General features: G+C 59.1%; 15 protein-coding genes. All 15 read right to left on the bottom strand.

The window, feature by feature from the left end:
• Positions 1-5: 5 nt before the first annotated feature.
• Complete coding sequence (locus tag ACIOZM_RS17030) at positions 6-1,010, bottom strand: substrate-binding domain-containing protein (protein ID WP_401215929.1); 1,005 nt, start codon at positions 1,008-1,010, stop codon at positions 6-8.
• A 136-nt stretch (positions 1,011-1,146) separates the two neighbouring features.
• Entirely contained in the window at positions 1,147-1,965 is an 819-nt protein-coding gene (locus ACIOZM_RS17035) for an SDR family oxidoreductase (RefSeq protein WP_401215931.1), read from the bottom strand.
• Between the two features lie 157 nt (positions 1,966-2,122).
• On the bottom strand, positions 2,123-2,998 hold the full coding sequence (locus tag ACIOZM_RS17040; RefSeq protein ID WP_401215933.1) for an SMP-30/gluconolactonase/LRE family protein: 876 nt from the start codon (positions 2,996-2,998) through the stop codon (positions 2,123-2,125).
• 118 nt (positions 2,999-3,116) lie between these two features.
• Positions 3,117-3,833 carry a FadR/GntR family transcriptional regulator gene (locus ACIOZM_RS17045; RefSeq protein WP_401215935.1) on the bottom strand — a complete coding sequence of 239 codons (717 nt, stop codon included), beginning with the start codon at positions 3,831-3,833 and terminating at the stop codon, positions 3,117-3,119.
• 171 nt (positions 3,834-4,004) lie between these two features.
• Positions 4,005-4,565, bottom strand: a complete 561-nt coding sequence (locus ACIOZM_RS17050; protein WP_401215937.1) for a DUF1285 domain-containing protein — start codon at positions 4,563-4,565, stop codon at positions 4,005-4,007.
• A gap of 16 nt (positions 4,566-4,581) precedes the next feature.
• Positions 4,582-5,187 carry a DUF4823 domain-containing protein gene (locus ACIOZM_RS17055; RefSeq protein ID WP_401215939.1) on the bottom strand — a complete coding sequence of 202 codons (606 nt, stop codon included), beginning with the start codon at positions 5,185-5,187 and terminating at the stop codon, positions 4,582-4,584.
• Positions 5,188-5,355: 168 nt separating this feature from the next.
• Positions 5,356-6,324 (bottom strand): GTP 3',8-cyclase MoaA, encoded by a 969-nt coding sequence (locus ACIOZM_RS17060; RefSeq protein ID WP_401215941.1) that lies wholly within the window; start codon positions 6,322-6,324, stop codon positions 5,356-5,358.
• 137 nt (positions 6,325-6,461) lie between these two features.
• A complete protein-coding gene (locus ACIOZM_RS17065; RefSeq protein WP_401215943.1) occupies positions 6,462-7,100 on the bottom strand; it encodes a TetR/AcrR family transcriptional regulator in 639 nt (212 codons plus the stop codon).
• 341 nt (positions 7,101-7,441) lie between these two features.
• On the bottom strand, positions 7,442-8,227 hold the full coding sequence (locus tag ACIOZM_RS17070; RefSeq protein ID WP_401215945.1) for a TatD family hydrolase: 786 nt from the start codon (positions 8,225-8,227) through the stop codon (positions 7,442-7,444).
• A gap of 15 nt (positions 8,228-8,242) precedes the next feature.
• Positions 8,243-8,599, bottom strand: coding sequence for a PilZ domain-containing protein (locus ACIOZM_RS17075; protein WP_401215947.1), 357 nt, complete (start codon positions 8,597-8,599; stop codon positions 8,243-8,245).
• Positions 8,600-8,641: 42 nt separating this feature from the next.
• Positions 8,642-9,628, bottom strand: coding sequence for a DNA polymerase III subunit delta' (locus ACIOZM_RS17080; RefSeq protein ID WP_401215949.1), 987 nt, complete (start codon positions 9,626-9,628; stop codon positions 8,642-8,644).
• Complete coding sequence (gene tmk, locus ACIOZM_RS17085) at positions 9,621-10,253, bottom strand: dTMP kinase (RefSeq protein WP_401215951.1); 633 nt, start codon at positions 10,251-10,253, stop codon at positions 9,621-9,623. The genes ACIOZM_RS17080 and tmk overlap by 8 nt, the downstream gene beginning before the upstream one ends.
• 19 nt (positions 10,254-10,272) lie before the next feature.
• Positions 10,273-11,460, bottom strand: coding sequence for an endolytic transglycosylase MltG (mltG, locus tag ACIOZM_RS17090; RefSeq protein ID WP_401215953.1), 1,188 nt, complete (start codon positions 11,458-11,460; stop codon positions 10,273-10,275).
• Positions 11,461-11,463: 3 nt separating this feature from the next.
• A complete protein-coding gene (gene pabC / locus ACIOZM_RS17095; RefSeq protein ID WP_401215955.1) occupies positions 11,464-12,279 on the bottom strand; it encodes an aminodeoxychorismate lyase in 816 nt (271 codons plus the stop codon).
• Positions 12,279-13,463: a beta-ketoacyl-ACP synthase II gene (gene fabF, locus ACIOZM_RS17100; RefSeq protein WP_401215957.1), complete on the bottom strand. Its 1,185-nt coding sequence runs from the start codon at positions 13,461-13,463 to the stop codon at positions 12,279-12,281. Before fabF ends, pabC begins: the two co-directional genes overlap by 1 nt.
• Between the last annotated feature and the right edge of the window lie 53 nt (positions 13,464-13,516).

Here is a 13,516-nt window from a genome sequence, read left to right on the forward strand (position 1 = left end):
CTGCGTCAGTTCCACAAGCCGATTTTTTCCAGCTCTTGCTTGAAGTTCTCGCGGGTGATCAGGGTGACGTCGTCCATCGCCGTGTATTTTGGCGGCTCTTTGCCGGTGGTGACCCACTCGAACATCATGCTGGCGGTGTTGTAGCCCTCGATGTGCGGGCTCGGCAGCATCGAACCGAAGAAACCGCTGTTAGGCTTTTTCAACTCGCCGATGGCGTCGGTGCCGTTGATGCCAATGCCGATCACGTTGGTTGCGGCAAACCCTGCCGCTTCGGTGGCGCGCACGCCGCCAAGCACGGTGTTGTCGTTCATGCCGCCGATGATCAGGTTCTTCGCCGCGCTCGGCAGTTTCACCAGCGCCGAGTTGGTGGCGTCCATGCTGCCCGGTACGTCGAGGGTTTTCAGGGCGGCAAAGAGGATGTGCTCTTTCGGCATGCCAGCGTCTTCGAGGGCTTTGACCGAGCCGTCGGTGCGTTTTTTGCCGGTGTCGAGTTCGTTGTAGGTGTTGACCACCGCGTAGGTGTCTTTCCAGTCCCAGTTACGCTTTTTCGCTTCGGCGGCCATTGCGGCGCCCTGCTTCTGGCCGACTTCGAACGCGGCCATGCCCAGATACGGCACGTCTTCCATGAACTTGCCATTGGCGTCGACAAAACGGTCGTCGACGGCCATCACTTTCAGGTCATTGAGTTTGGCTTTGGCCATGATTGCCGGGCCGAGCGACACGTCCGGCGGGCAGATCACAAAGCCCTTGGCACCGTTGGCCGCCAGGCTGTCGATGGCCGAAAGGGTTTTCTCGCCGTCAGGCACGGCGATCTTGATCAGTTCGAAGCCTTTGTCCTTGGCGGCTTTCTCGGCGAAGGCCCATTCGGTCTGGAACCATGGCTCTTCGGCTTGTTTGACCAGGAAACCGATTTTCACGGTATCGGCGGCGAGCAGCGAACTGCTGAGGCTGAATGCGGTAACCGCGAGCGCGGTACTGCACAGGGTACGAATCCCGAAACGACGTTTCATAAGCAGACTCCTTGTTATTTTTTTTGAGCATTATTTGAAAAGCGTTAAAGCATGTTCCTGTGAAGCATGATGAAAAAAGCCAAATCATATGATGATTGGATTTCAGACGGACTCCTCCGCACCAAAGCCAATCCGCTCAGTCGTGGTACATCACCGAGCGGCCACCATCGATGGTGATGCACGAGGCATTGATGAACGGCGCTTCATCACTGGCCAGGAAAACGGCGGTCATCGCCACTTCGCTCGGCTGGCCGATGCGTTTCGGCGGATGCAAATCGAACGCACGCTGACGTTCTGCGTGCGGATCGGCAAATCCGTTCCAGTAATCGACGTTGAGTTGAGTTTCGATATAACCCGGGGCGATGGCGTTGACGCGAATTCCCTTGGCGGCGTATTCGATACCGAGGGCGCGGGTCAGCCCGAGCAAGCCATGTTTGGCCACCGGGTACGGGAAGCAACCGGGAATGATGTGGCTGGAATGGGTCGAGGCGATGTTGATGATGCTGCCGATGCCTTGTTCGATCATCTGCGGCAGCACGGCTTTGCAGCCATACCAGGCGCCGTCGAGGTCGATGGCGAAGCAACGATGCCAGTCTTCTTCAGTCATCAGCAGCGGATCACGGAATACGTTGACCCCGGCACAGTTGACCAACACATCGATGCGCCCGTGCAGTTCGACGGCAAGCTTCGCCATGGCATGCAGGTCATGCTGGCGCGACACGTCGGCCTTGATCGCCTGGACATCGGCGCCTTGCTCGCGCCAGTGCGCGGCGACTTTCTCGACTTTTTCGGCCTGGATGTCGCTGATCACCAGTTTCGCCTGCTGAGCGGCGAAGCTGGCGACGATGGCTTCACCGATGCCTTGGGCGGCACCGGTCAACAGCACGACCTTGTTTTTCAGCCGCTCACCTTTCGGCGGCGCAGGCACCGGCGGCAAGGACAGAGGCTCAGCCATGGATCAACACTCCGCAAGGGAGTGCGGTAGAGATTCGCTGCATCACTTCACCTGTTTTGTTCTTTTTAAGTGTGAGTGCTTGTTACTGCTGGAGCCGACTATAAACCCGACCGCCAAATAATCTCAATATATAATTTTGCATCCCATATTTTGGGATTTAATCGGCAAACCTTGTGCACATTTTTCCCGGGACATCGACCCGCAGCGACAGCACCGCGCCGTCCAGTGCATGGTTATGCGGACTTTTGGCACTGGTGATGTACAGGGTTTTCAAGTCTTCACCGCCGAATACGCAACTGGTCGGACGGCTGACGGGCAAATCAATGACCCGGTCGACGTTGCCCTCGGGCGACAGGCGCAGCAGGCAGCTGCCATCCCAGCGCGCATTCCAGATATAGCCTTCGGCGTCCATTGCCGAACCGTCCGGCCCGCCGTGTTGATCGGGGCCGTACCAGACTTGTGCTGGATCGAGATTGCCGTCGGTACGAACGAAGTAGCGGTAGAGAGTGCTGTCGAGGCTGTCGCCGAACAGCAACTGGCTGCCGTCATCGCTCCATAGCAAGGTGTTGGGAATCCCCAGGCCACGCAGCAGCGGCGTGACACGCTTGTCGGGATCGATGCGGAACAGGCCACCGCTGCGGCGGTTGATTGGCAAATCTTCGCCCTGCTCACCGATGTTGTTTTGCATGGTGCCCAGCCAAAGTCGGCCTTGACCGTCGCAGCGGGCTTCGTTGGGGCGGTTGCCGGGTTGCGGGTCGGCTACGCAGAACAGTGTCAGACGCGGTTCCAGTCCCGGGGAATCGAGATCCAGTCGATAGACGCCGCTGCTCAGGGTGACCAGTGCATCGCCGCTGGCGCACGGAATGAACGCTGAAACGTGCTCGGGCATCTGCCAGATCTGCACGTTCTGGCCGATCAGGCGCAATGCCTGTTTGCCGGCGATATCGACCCAGTACAGCGCTTGGGTCGGCGCGTCCCAGAATGGGCCTTCACCGAGTTGGGCGCGGTGTTGGGTCAGGGCGGTCCAGGTCATATCGAATCCTTCTTGTTTTTTGTGGGAGCTAGCCTGCTGGCGATAGCGGGCGACACCCTTGTCGCATGTGATGCCGTCATCGCTAGCAGGCTAGCTCCCACAGGGGGATTATTTTGTGTCAGCTGGCTTTTTTGTCGGCTATGACCTGGGGGTAGAAGCGTTTGATCGCCAGGTCTGCGTTGTCGATCAGAGTCATGCAGGCCCAAACGCCCCGGGCAGAATCACGGGCGGCGATGGCATCGGCCATGTCTTTGTGGATTGGCAGCGTGCGGCGCAATTCGTCGGGGTCGGCGGCGGACACTTCAAAAGACACCGCGAGCAATGCGCCGAGCGCCGGGACCATTTGTTCGATGAACTGGTTGTGGCTGGCGGCGAGAATGCATTCGTGGAAGGACTGGTCGGCGCGGTTGTAATCGACGCCGCTGGCGACTGCCCGCTCCAGTGCGTTGTAAGCCAGTTGCACGGCTTCGACTTGCTCGACGGTGGCGCGCTCGCAGGCCCAGCGCACGGCCATCGGTTCGATGGTGCGGCGCAGGTCGAGCAGGTCATCGACGAAATTTTCCGGCAGGCCGTTGCGCGACAGCCAACCGACGACTTGCGGATCGAACAGATTCCAGCGCCGAACCGGCAATACCCGGGTGCCGACTTTCGGCCCGACTTCGAGCATGCCTTTGGCAACAAGGGTTTTGATCGCTTCGCGGATAACCGTGCGGCTGACCCCGAGCTGTTCGCCCAGATCGGCCTCGACCTTGATCGTCTGCCCCGGCTTCACCTGGCCGGCGGCAATCCAGCCACCCAGCCAGTCGACCGTTGATGCATGAAAGCTGCTGGACATGGACACCTCAAAGCGGTTCGCGATGGGTGCTTACGCTAATCATCATATGATTGGGAGTCAATACACAAAAAACCTGTAGGAACGAGCCTGCTCGCGACTCGGTGGGTCAGCCAACATCATTGTTGCTGAACGACCGCTATCGCGAGCAGGCTCACTCTTACAGGTTTTGTATCAGGGCTCGAGGCCGATGCGGAAGAACTCGCCGCCACTCCAGACGCCCAACCAGCGCTGGCCATCGATTTCGCGGCTGACCGCCAGTTCGACCAATTGGTAGAACACGTTGCGATGGATCAGCGCTTCGAGGTTGGTGCGCACATGCACGTAGGGCGCGGGCTCTTGAGTCACCGGGTCGATCTCGACGCGGATCGGATGCTCAGGACCTGCTTCGGCGGTCTCTTCGACGTTGGTGGTAAAGCGCAGCAACTGCGCCTCGCCCTCGCCTTCGACCTCCACGGCAACGGCCACAAATGGCGCGTCATCGACCTTGATCCCGACTTTCTCTACCGGAGTAATCAGAAAATAATCATCGCCGTCGCGGCGCATGATTGTGGAGAACAGTTTGACCATCGGCTTGCGCCCGATTGGCGTGCCCAGGTAATACCAAGTGCCATCCCGGGCAATGCGCATATCGATGTCGCCGCAGAAGTCCGGGTTCCACAAGTGCACCGGCGGCAAGCCTTTGGTTTTGGGGATTTGTCCCAACAGGTCATTGGCTTTTTGCGGGCCACTCATGGCGTTCTCCTTGGTTTTATTGGTCGCTGATACCCAGCAGACTGCGTGCGTATTGTTCCAGCGGCGGGCCGATCAGGTCTTCAGGCTTGTTGTCGTGGAACGTCAGTAAACCGCCACGACTCTTGATCCGTGCAGTATCGATCAAATACTGGGTGCTGGTCTCGATCAACATGATCTGAATCACCCCGCCGTCGATGCCGAGGCGATCCACAGCCTCCTGATCGAGCCACTCATCGGAGTTGCCGATACGGTCATCAGCCTTGGCGAAACGGGTGTACAGCAGATAATGGGCGCCAGCATCGCGGGCTTCGCCCATCGCCTGGTCGAGACCTTCCGGAGCACGAGCACGGCGAACCATCGGGAAGTATTCGACAAAGCCCTTGAAGGCCTCTTCGGCCACCACGTTCGGACGCGGATAGGAACCGCCCGGCGGCGCGAAAGCACCTTGGGCAATGTAAATGAACGAGTCCGGCTGAATGCGCAGATTATTCACACGACGGCTGTCGCTATGGTCGAGCAGGCCCGCGTCGCTCATTTGATAGCGAGTGCCCTCGGCCATATCGCTGACAGTCATACAGCCGCCAAGCGCCAAAACGGCCAGCAGCAAAACCAGGCTACGCATCCTCATCCTCCAGAAGCCGGTGACGGAAAACCGGCGAATGGGCGTTGGATGCAGCTTTTGCGCCAGCTCAAGATGTTGATCGAGTTTTACGCCACATTCGCGAGCAAGCTCGCTCCCACAGGGGAAAGTATTCCAATGTGGAAACGAGCCTGCTCGCGAATGGGAGTATCAGCCGCCGATGATTTTCATCACGGTTGCGCCACCAGAGAACGCCACTTCCTGCTTGTCGCCCAAAGCCTTGACCAACAGCCGTTGCAGCGCTGGCAGTGCTTGATGGCGCGGCTTGTCGAGCAAATCCCCGACATAGTGACGATTGCTCGACGACAGGCAGCCATGCAACCAACCCGTGGAGGACAGACGCAGACGCGAGCAGGTCCGGCAGAACGGCACGCTTTCATTGGCGATCACGCCGAAATGGCCGCGTCCGGCAATCGCGTAACGCACGGCAGTGGCATCGACCGGTGCATCGGCCTGCGCGTACTCGTAGCGCTCGCCGATCAGTTCCAGCAATTGCTGAAGGCTGACGAACTGCTGCAGGAAGGCATTGGAGTCGCTGGCCAGATGGCCCATGCGCATCAGCTCGATAAAGCGCAACTCGTAGCCACGCTCCAGGCAATAGTCGAGCAGCGGCATCACCTGATCGAGGTTCTGCCCGCGCAATGGCACCATGTTGACCTTGATCTTCAGTCCGGCCGCCGCCGCTTGATCCATGCCATCCAGCACAGTCGCCAGATCGCCGCCACGGGCGATAGTGCGGAACGCGCTGGCATCCAGGGTATCGAGGGAAACGTTGATCCGCCGCAGACCGGCATCCACCAGCAGCGGCAGTTTCTTCGCGAGGAGCTGGCCGTTGGTGGTCAGGCTGATGTCTTCGAGGCCCATCTGGCCGACGGCGGTCATGAAGGATTCGAGTTTCGGGCTGACCAGCGGCTCACCGCCAGTGATGCGCAGCCGTTCAATGCCGGCGGCTTCGATCAGATAGGCCACGCCGCGTGCCATGGCCTCGGCCGACAGTTCATCCTGCGCAGCCACCAGCCGCTTGCCGTTGGGCACGCAGTAGGTGCAAGCGTAATTGCAGGCTGAGGTCAGGCTGATGCGCAAATTGCGAAAACGCCTGCCTTGACGGTCAACGATCATGATCACTCCGGCGAAAGAAAATCGAGCGCGTAAAACTTGACTCACAAATCAAGTTTTAGCAAGCCCTATGCCTGAGTATATTCCTGCGGTACTGCGCCATGTAGCAAAATCATGGCGCAATAAGGGAAGTGAATACCTTAGCTGGCTGGGGTTTCGGGATCGCGCTTGCGCTTGTTGCCCATGCGAACGCCAATGTCCATCAGGAACTGGAAGAAACCCTCCTGATCTTCCAGCACATTGCTCCAGAACGGCGAGTGATACAGCGCCACCGCGCCGTGCACCAGCGCCCAGGCCGCGCAGTAATGGAAGTATGGCGGCACGTCTTCAAGCTTGCCTTCGCTGATGCGGCCCTTGATCAACAAGGTCAGGCGTTCGAAGTTCGAGGCACGGATCTTGTGCAGTTCCTCGACCATTTCCGGCACTTGATTGCCCTTGACCACCTTCTCTTCGAGGCGATCGAACAGGCGATAGCGTTGCGGGTCACGCATGCGGAATTCGAAGTAGGCGCGGGACAGCGCTTCCTTGTCCTTGTCGACATCGGCCGAGTGCAGCAGCTCGTTCAGATCGCGCTCGTAATCGAGCATCAGGCGCAGATAGATCTCGGCCTTGGATTTGAAGTGCTTGTAGATCGTGCCTTTGCCGATACCCACGGCATCAGCAATCATCTCGACGGTGACACTGTCTTCACCTTGGTCGAGGAACAGCTTGAGCGCGGTATCGAGAATTTCTTGCTCACGGCGACGAAATTCACGGACCTTACGAGGTTCTTTATGCATAAGAAAAGGTCTGAAAGGGTCAAAATTCGAAGCCGCGTATTATGCCTAACTTGCGCAAAAATGCACGGATCATCCGACCATATCTGTGTTTCTTGTTCATTTTGAGAACGTTCAGGCCCCAATGAGAACTCAACTGAAGCGAACGTATTCCAAATTTGTTTAAAAACCACGACCGGCTAACTGGACTGCGCGCCAGACTGATCAATACTTCAACTGTCGGGCGACATCTCCCCCAAGTGTCGCGCCGATAAAGGTACCAAGGGACCGCGTGCCTTTGTTTTACTCCTAATGGTCTTAACCCGGATTCACCCCCCAGAACCCGGGTTTTTTTTGCCTGCGATTCAGCCTTTCACATGAGCCAGCGGGAACAACCGCTTGAAGTTCTCCGTGGTCTGCTCGGCAAATCGGTCGTAGCTCTCACCGCGCAGCATCGCCAGAAACTCTGCCACTTCGCGCACATACTGCGGCAGATTCGGTTTGCCGCGATAGGGAATGGGCGCCAGATACGGCGAGTCAGTTTCCACCAACAGACGGTCCGCCGGCACCTTACTCGCGACATCGCGCAGAGCATCGGCATTACGGAATGTGACGATGCCCGACAGGGAAATGTAATAACCCATGTCCAGCGCAGCCTTGGCCATGTCCCAGTCTTCGGTGAAGCAATGCAGCACACCGGCCTGGGGCAGCGCCGCTTCGCGCAACAACTCAAGCGTGTCGGCGCGGGCGCCACGGGTATGGATGATCACCGGTTTGCCGGTCTGCTGCGCCGCGTGCAGATGCAGGCGGAACGACGCCTGCTGCAATTCGGCGGCTTCTGGCTCGTAGTGATAATCCAGACCGGTTTCACCAATCGCCACCACTTTCGGGTGATTGAGTTCATGCAGCAGCCAGTCCAGCGCCGGAGCCGCGCCCGGCTGCACATCCAGTGGATGCACGCCAACCGAACAATCGACGTCGTCGTAACGCTCAGCCAGGGCTTTGACGTCGGCGGCATTATCGGCGCTGACGCCAATGCACAGGAAGTGGCCGACACCGCGCTCGCGGGCCGCATCCAGCGCAGCATCCAGAGAGCCGTCATGGGCGGCAAGGTCGAGGCGATCAAGGTGACAATGGGAATCTACGAGCATAAAAGAGGCTGCAACTTACATCGTATGAGTGGGACGGTCGGACTTGAGTGCTCCGGCCAGATGGGTTTCGATGCGACTGCGGGCGGTGTTGTCGCCCTCGTTGAACTGCACGCCGACACCGGCGGCGCGATTGCCTTGCGCACCTTTGGGGGTGATCCAGGCCACTTTGCCGGCCACCGGAATCTTCTCTGCTTCATCCATCAGGTTCAGCAGCATGAACACCTCGTCGCCCAACTTGTAGCTTTTGTTGGTCGGGATGAACAAGCCACCGTTCCTGATGAATGGCATGTAGGCCGCGTAGAGCACCGACTTGTCCTTGATGGTCAGGGACAATATGCCGTTGCGCGGCCCCGGGCTGACGGGTTCATTCATGTTGACCTCCACTGCTGATGTTCAGAGTCTAGGTACACATTCTTATCTTTGGCCAGGCAATCCCGCCCATTGCACCAACAACGCTTCCAGCAACAATGCCGGATTGAGGTTGGCCTTGCTCAGGACTTTCTGGCGCTGAGCGAGAATCCAGTCCTGAATCTCCAAGACTTTGCCCTGAGCACTTTTCTGCGCCAGGTACTGCACGACCTTGCGCATGTCGGTCAGACCGAGGCCTGTTTCATCCTGCGTCAGCTGATAACGCAGGATCAGGCTCGACCAGTCACAGAACCAGTCGAACAGGCGCAGCATCGGAATGTTTTTCCATTCTTCGGCCAGTTGCGTCGGCGATTGCTGCTGCTTGAGCAGTTTCTTCACCCCTTCGACCACTTGCGCACGCTGTTCGCGTACACCCTGCGACTGAAGCTTGACCGCCGCCAATGGTGAGCCGGCAGCCAGGGTCAGTAATTCGACACGCTCTTCTTCAGAACACTCCGGCAGCGCCTCACTCAGCCATTTCAGGCTCATGGCTTCGCCCGGCAACGGACAGGCCTGCTGCACGCAACGGCTCTTGATCGTCGGCAACAAACGGCTCGGCTGGTGAGTGACCAGCAGCAACACGGTATTGCCGGACGGCTCTTCGAGGCTCTTGAGCAAGGCGTTGGCGGCGTTGACATTCATCGCCTCCACCGGCTCGATCAACACCACTTTGCGCCCGCCCATTTGCGCGGTCTGCACCACGAAACTGACCAGGTCGCGCACCTGATCGACCTTGATTGCCTTATCGGCTTCTTCGGGTTCGAGAATGTAATTATCCGGATGGCTGCCAGCCTTGAGCAGCATGCAAGATTTGCATTCGCCGCACGCCTCAAGCGCTACCGGACGCTGACACAGCAGATTGGCCATCAAGCGTTCGGCCAGCGCTCGCTTGCCGATCCCGGCCGGGCCGTGCAGCAGATACGCGTGGGCATGCTGGCTACGTCCGGCCAGTTGCTGCCAGAGACTGTCCTGCCATGGATAGGCTTCAGCCACGAGCCAACTCCAGCAGACGCGGTAGCAAGGCATCCAGCGATTGCTGAACCTGCATCAACGGCTGACCGGCATCGACCCGCACATAACGCGCCGGATCGGCTTCAGCACGTTTGAGGAACGCCCCGCGCACCGCTTCGAAAAACGCTCGGCCTTCCAGCTCGAAACGATCCAGACGGCCACGGGCGCTGGCACGGGCCAGACCGATTTCCACCGGCAGATCGAAAATCAGTGTCAGGTCTGGTCGCAGATCGCCCTGCACGAAGGTTTCCAGGGTCGCGATGCGCTCCAGCGACAGGCCACGACCACCACCCTGATAAGCGTAAGTCGAATCGGTAAACCGATCACACAGCACCACCGCACCGCGAGCCAGCGCCGGGCGAATCACCTCGGCCAGATGTTGGGCGCGCGCGGCAAATACCAACAGCAACTCTGTGTCCGGGTTCATGACTTCGTCGGCCGGGGCCAGCAGCACTTCGCGAATCCGTTCGGCCAATGGCGTACCACCGGGCTCGCGGGTCAGCAGCACCTCGATACCTTCGGCGCGCAGACGCTCGGCGAGGTATTCGCGGTTGGTGCTCTTGCCGGCGCCTTCCGGGCCTTCCAGGGTAATAAACAAGCCAGTCACAGGCAGTCCTTAATCAAAGTCATTGCGTGTTTTGTGGAGCAGCAGCGTCTGGCGCGGGAGTCGCTTGCGGAGCTGGCGCCGGTTCCTGCGGCGCAACCTGTGGCAGCACTTCCGGCGCGGTATCGGGTGACGCCGCGGGTATGGCCTCGGCAGGTGCAGCCGCAGGCGTTACGGCCGGTGCCGGGCTCGAACGGTAATCCGCTCGCCGCTTGAGTTGAAATTCGCGTACCGCAGTGTTGTGCGCATCCAGATCGTCAGAGAACACGTGGCTGCCATCGCCACGGGCGACGAAGTAGAGACTGGTGCCTTCCACCGGATTCAACGCCGCGTGAATCGCCTCGCGCCCGACCATCGCAATCGGCGTCGGCGGCAACCCCGGAATGACATAGGTGTTGTACGCCGTCGGCTCTTTGAGATGCGCACGGGTCAGTTTGCCGGTGTAGCGATCACCCAGGCCATAGATCACTGTCGGATCGGTCTGCAATTGCATGCCCAGCGCCATCCGCCGCACAAACACGCCAGCAATTTCCCCGCGCTCTTGTGGAACGCCGGTTTCCTTCTCTACCAGCGAGGCCATGATCAGCGCCTGATAAGGCTCCTTGTACGGCGCATCGGCAGAGCGGTTTTCCCACTCTTTGGCCAGCACTTCATCAAGGCGATCAAAAGACTTCTTCAGCAGTTCTGCGTCGGACATGCCGCGCACGAAACGGTAGGTATCCGGGAAGAACCGACCTTCAGGAAATACACCCCGGTGGCCGATTTTCTCCATCACTTCGCTGTCGCTCAGACCGCTGAGGGTCTGCTCGATTTTGTCATCCTTGGCCATGGCGGCGCGCACTTGATGGAAATTCCAGCCTTCGACCAGGGTCAGGCTGTACTGCACGACGTCGCCGCGCTTCCACAAGTCGAGCAAACCATTGAAGGTCATGCCTGGCTGCATGCGGTACTCACCACTGTGAATAGGCGTGCCGGCAAGATTGAAACGCCAGTAGACCCGCAACCAGAAGGCGTCCTTGATCACGCCATCGGCTTCGAGCCCGAGGATAGTTCTGGTCGGAGTCGAACCCTTGGGCACGTCCAGCAGCTCTTCCTGCGCGATGTTCAGCGGCTGTTCCAGCGCCGAATGAATTTTCCAGGCGCTTGCGCCCAACAGCAGCCCTGCCAGAACCAGTCCGGTTTCCAGCAGCAGCAAGAGTTTACGTCTCACGAATCAGGCATCCAGTAGCGTGCGGGCAATGGTTTGCAGTTTACGGGTGAGCGGGCCAACCGGCCAGCTCAGTGCAGCGTAGGCGCGTACCGGCCAGACGCCATAAACGCTGTTACAGACGAAGACTTCATCAGCCCATTGCAGCTGTTCGAGGCTGATGTCGGTGATTTGCGTGGGGATGCCCGATGACTCGGCCTGAAACAATATTTCGGCACGCATCACTCCGGCAACACCGCAGCGTTTCAAATCCGGGGTGATCAACACGCCATCGCGTATCAGGAACAGGTTGCTGAACACGCCTTCGACAACGCGACCGGCGAGATCCAGCATCAAGCCTTCGGCATGCTCGCTGTCCTGCCATTCGGCACGGGCGAGCACTTGTTCCAGACGATTGAGGTGTTTCAGCCCGGCCAGCAATGGCTGTCGAGACAAGCGCGTGCTGCACGGAAACAGACGAATACCCGACTCGGCATTGGTGGCGGGATAAGCGGCGGGAGGATTGCCTTGCAGAATGCGTCGGCCCTGCGCCGCAGGATCGGGCGCATAACCACGCAAGCCGTCGCCACGGGTAAGGATGAACTTGAGAACACCCTCGCCCATCGCTGTGGCGTAGGCCAGAATTTCATTGCGGATCAGATCGAGATCGGCCGCGATGGCCAGACGCGAACAGCCATCGGCCAGACGCGTCAGGTGTCGATCCAGCAGCAATGGCTGGCCGCCACGCACGGCAATGGTCTCGAACAGACCATCGCCGTAAGCCAGGCCGCGATCTTTCAGCGACAGAGCGTCAGCCGGTTGACCGTCGACCCAGCTGTCCATCAGCCGGCGAACCGACGGAACGCCAACGTGCCGTTGGTGCCGCCAAATCCGAAGGAGTTGGACAGCACGACATCGATATCCATGTTGCGCGCAGTGTGCGGCACGAAATCAAGGTCGCAGCCTTCGTCCGGTTCTTCGAGGTTGATGGTCGGCGGCGCTACCTGGCTGTTGATCGCCAGCACACTGAAGATCGCTTCGACCGCACCCGCCGCACCCAACAAGTGACCCGTCATCGACTTGGTCGAACTGACTGCCAGTTTGTAGGCGTGATCGCCGAACACGCTCTTCAGCGCATTGGCTTCGGCAAGGTCACCGGCCGGCGTCGAGGTGCCGTGAGCGTTGATGTATTGCACTTGATCGGCGTTGATCTTCGCATCGCGCAGCGCATTGGTGATGCAGCGAGCTGCACCGGCGCCGTCGGCGGGTGGCGAGGTCATATGGAACGCGTCACCGCTGGTACCGAAACCGATCAGCTCGGCATAGATGGTCGCGCCACGAGCCTTGGCGTGTTCCAGCTCTTCGAGCACCAGAGCACCGGCACCGTCGGACAGTACGAAGCCGTCACGGCCCTTGTCCCATGGACGGCTGGCGCGGGTCGGCTCGTCGTTGCGGGTCGACAGCGCACGGGACGCGCCGAAGCCGCCCATGCCCAGACCGCACGCGGCCATTTCAGCGCCGCCGGCAATCATCACGTCGGCTTCGTCGTACATGATGTTGCGCGCCGCCATGCCGATGCAGTGCGTACCGGTAGTACACGCTGTGGCGATGGCGTAGTTGGGTCCCTGTGCACCGAGGTGGATGGACAGGAAACCGGAAATCATATTGATGATCGAGCCAGGCACGAAGAATGGCGAGATTCGACGCGGGCCGGTTTCATGCAAGGTACGGCTGGTTTCTTCGATATTGGTCAGACCGCCGATACCCGAACCCATGGCCACGCCAATGCGTTCACGGTTGGCGTCAGTGACTTCCAGACCCGAATTGCGAACCGCCTGAAAACCCGCTGCGAGACCGTACTGAATGAACAGGTCGAGCTTGCGTGCTTCCTTGACCGACAGGTATTCCTCGACATTGAAGCCCTTTACCGAGCCGCCAAAACGGGTGGAATAGGCAGAAAGGTCGGTGTGTTCGATCAGACCAATGCCACTACGGCCAGACAGAATGCCCTGCAAAATTGTAGGCAATTGCTTTCGTATTTTCTACATTATAAGCTTTAGTTTTAGTATGACGTTTCTTT

The organism is Pseudomonas sp. NPDC087346 (assembly GCF_044744235.1).
Lineage (GTDB): Bacteria > Pseudomonadota > Gammaproteobacteria > Pseudomonadales > Pseudomonadaceae > Aquipseudomonas.

Bases quoted from the DNA above. Each gene is read 5' to 3' on its own strand.
- ACIOZM_RS17040 (WP_401215933.1), bottom strand. From the start codon at position 2,998: ATGACCTGGACCGCCCTGACCCAACACCGCGCCCAACTCGGTGAAGGC.
- ACIOZM_RS17065 (WP_401215943.1), bottom strand. From the start codon at position 7,100: ATGCATAAAGAACCTCGTAAGGTCCGTGAATTTCGTCGCCGTGAGCAA.
- ACIOZM_RS17070 (WP_401215945.1), bottom strand. From the start codon at position 8,227: ATGCTCGTAGATTCCCATTGTCACCTTGATCGCCTCGACCTTGCCGCC.
- pabC (WP_401215955.1), bottom strand. From the start codon at position 12,279: ATGGACAGCTGGGTCGACGGTCAACCGGCTGACGCTCTGTCGCTGAAA.
- ACIOZM_RS17060 (WP_401215941.1), bottom strand. From the start codon at position 6,324: ATGATCGTTGACCGTCAAGGCAGGCGTTTTCGCAATTTGCGCATCAGC.
- ACIOZM_RS17035 (WP_401215931.1), bottom strand. From the start codon at position 1,965: ATGGCTGAGCCTCTGTCCTTGCCGCCGGTGCCTGCGCCGCCGAAAGGT.
- ACIOZM_RS17075 (WP_401215947.1), bottom strand. From the start codon at position 8,599: ATGAATGAACCCGTCAGCCCGGGGCCGCGCAACGGCATATTGTCCCTG.
- ACIOZM_RS17045 (WP_401215935.1), bottom strand. From the start codon at position 3,833: ATGTCCAGCAGCTTTCATGCATCAACGGTCGACTGGCTGGGTGGCTGG.
- ACIOZM_RS17030 (WP_401215929.1), bottom strand. From the start codon at position 1,010: ATGAAACGTCGTTTCGGGATTCGTACCCTGTGCAGTACCGCGCTCGCG.
- ACIOZM_RS17050 (WP_401215937.1), bottom strand. From the start codon at position 4,565: ATGAGTGGCCCGCAAAAAGCCAATGACCTGTTGGGACAAATCCCCAAA.
- ACIOZM_RS17055 (WP_401215939.1), bottom strand. From the start codon at position 5,187: ATGCGTAGCCTGGTTTTGCTGCTGGCCGTTTTGGCGCTTGGCGGCTGT.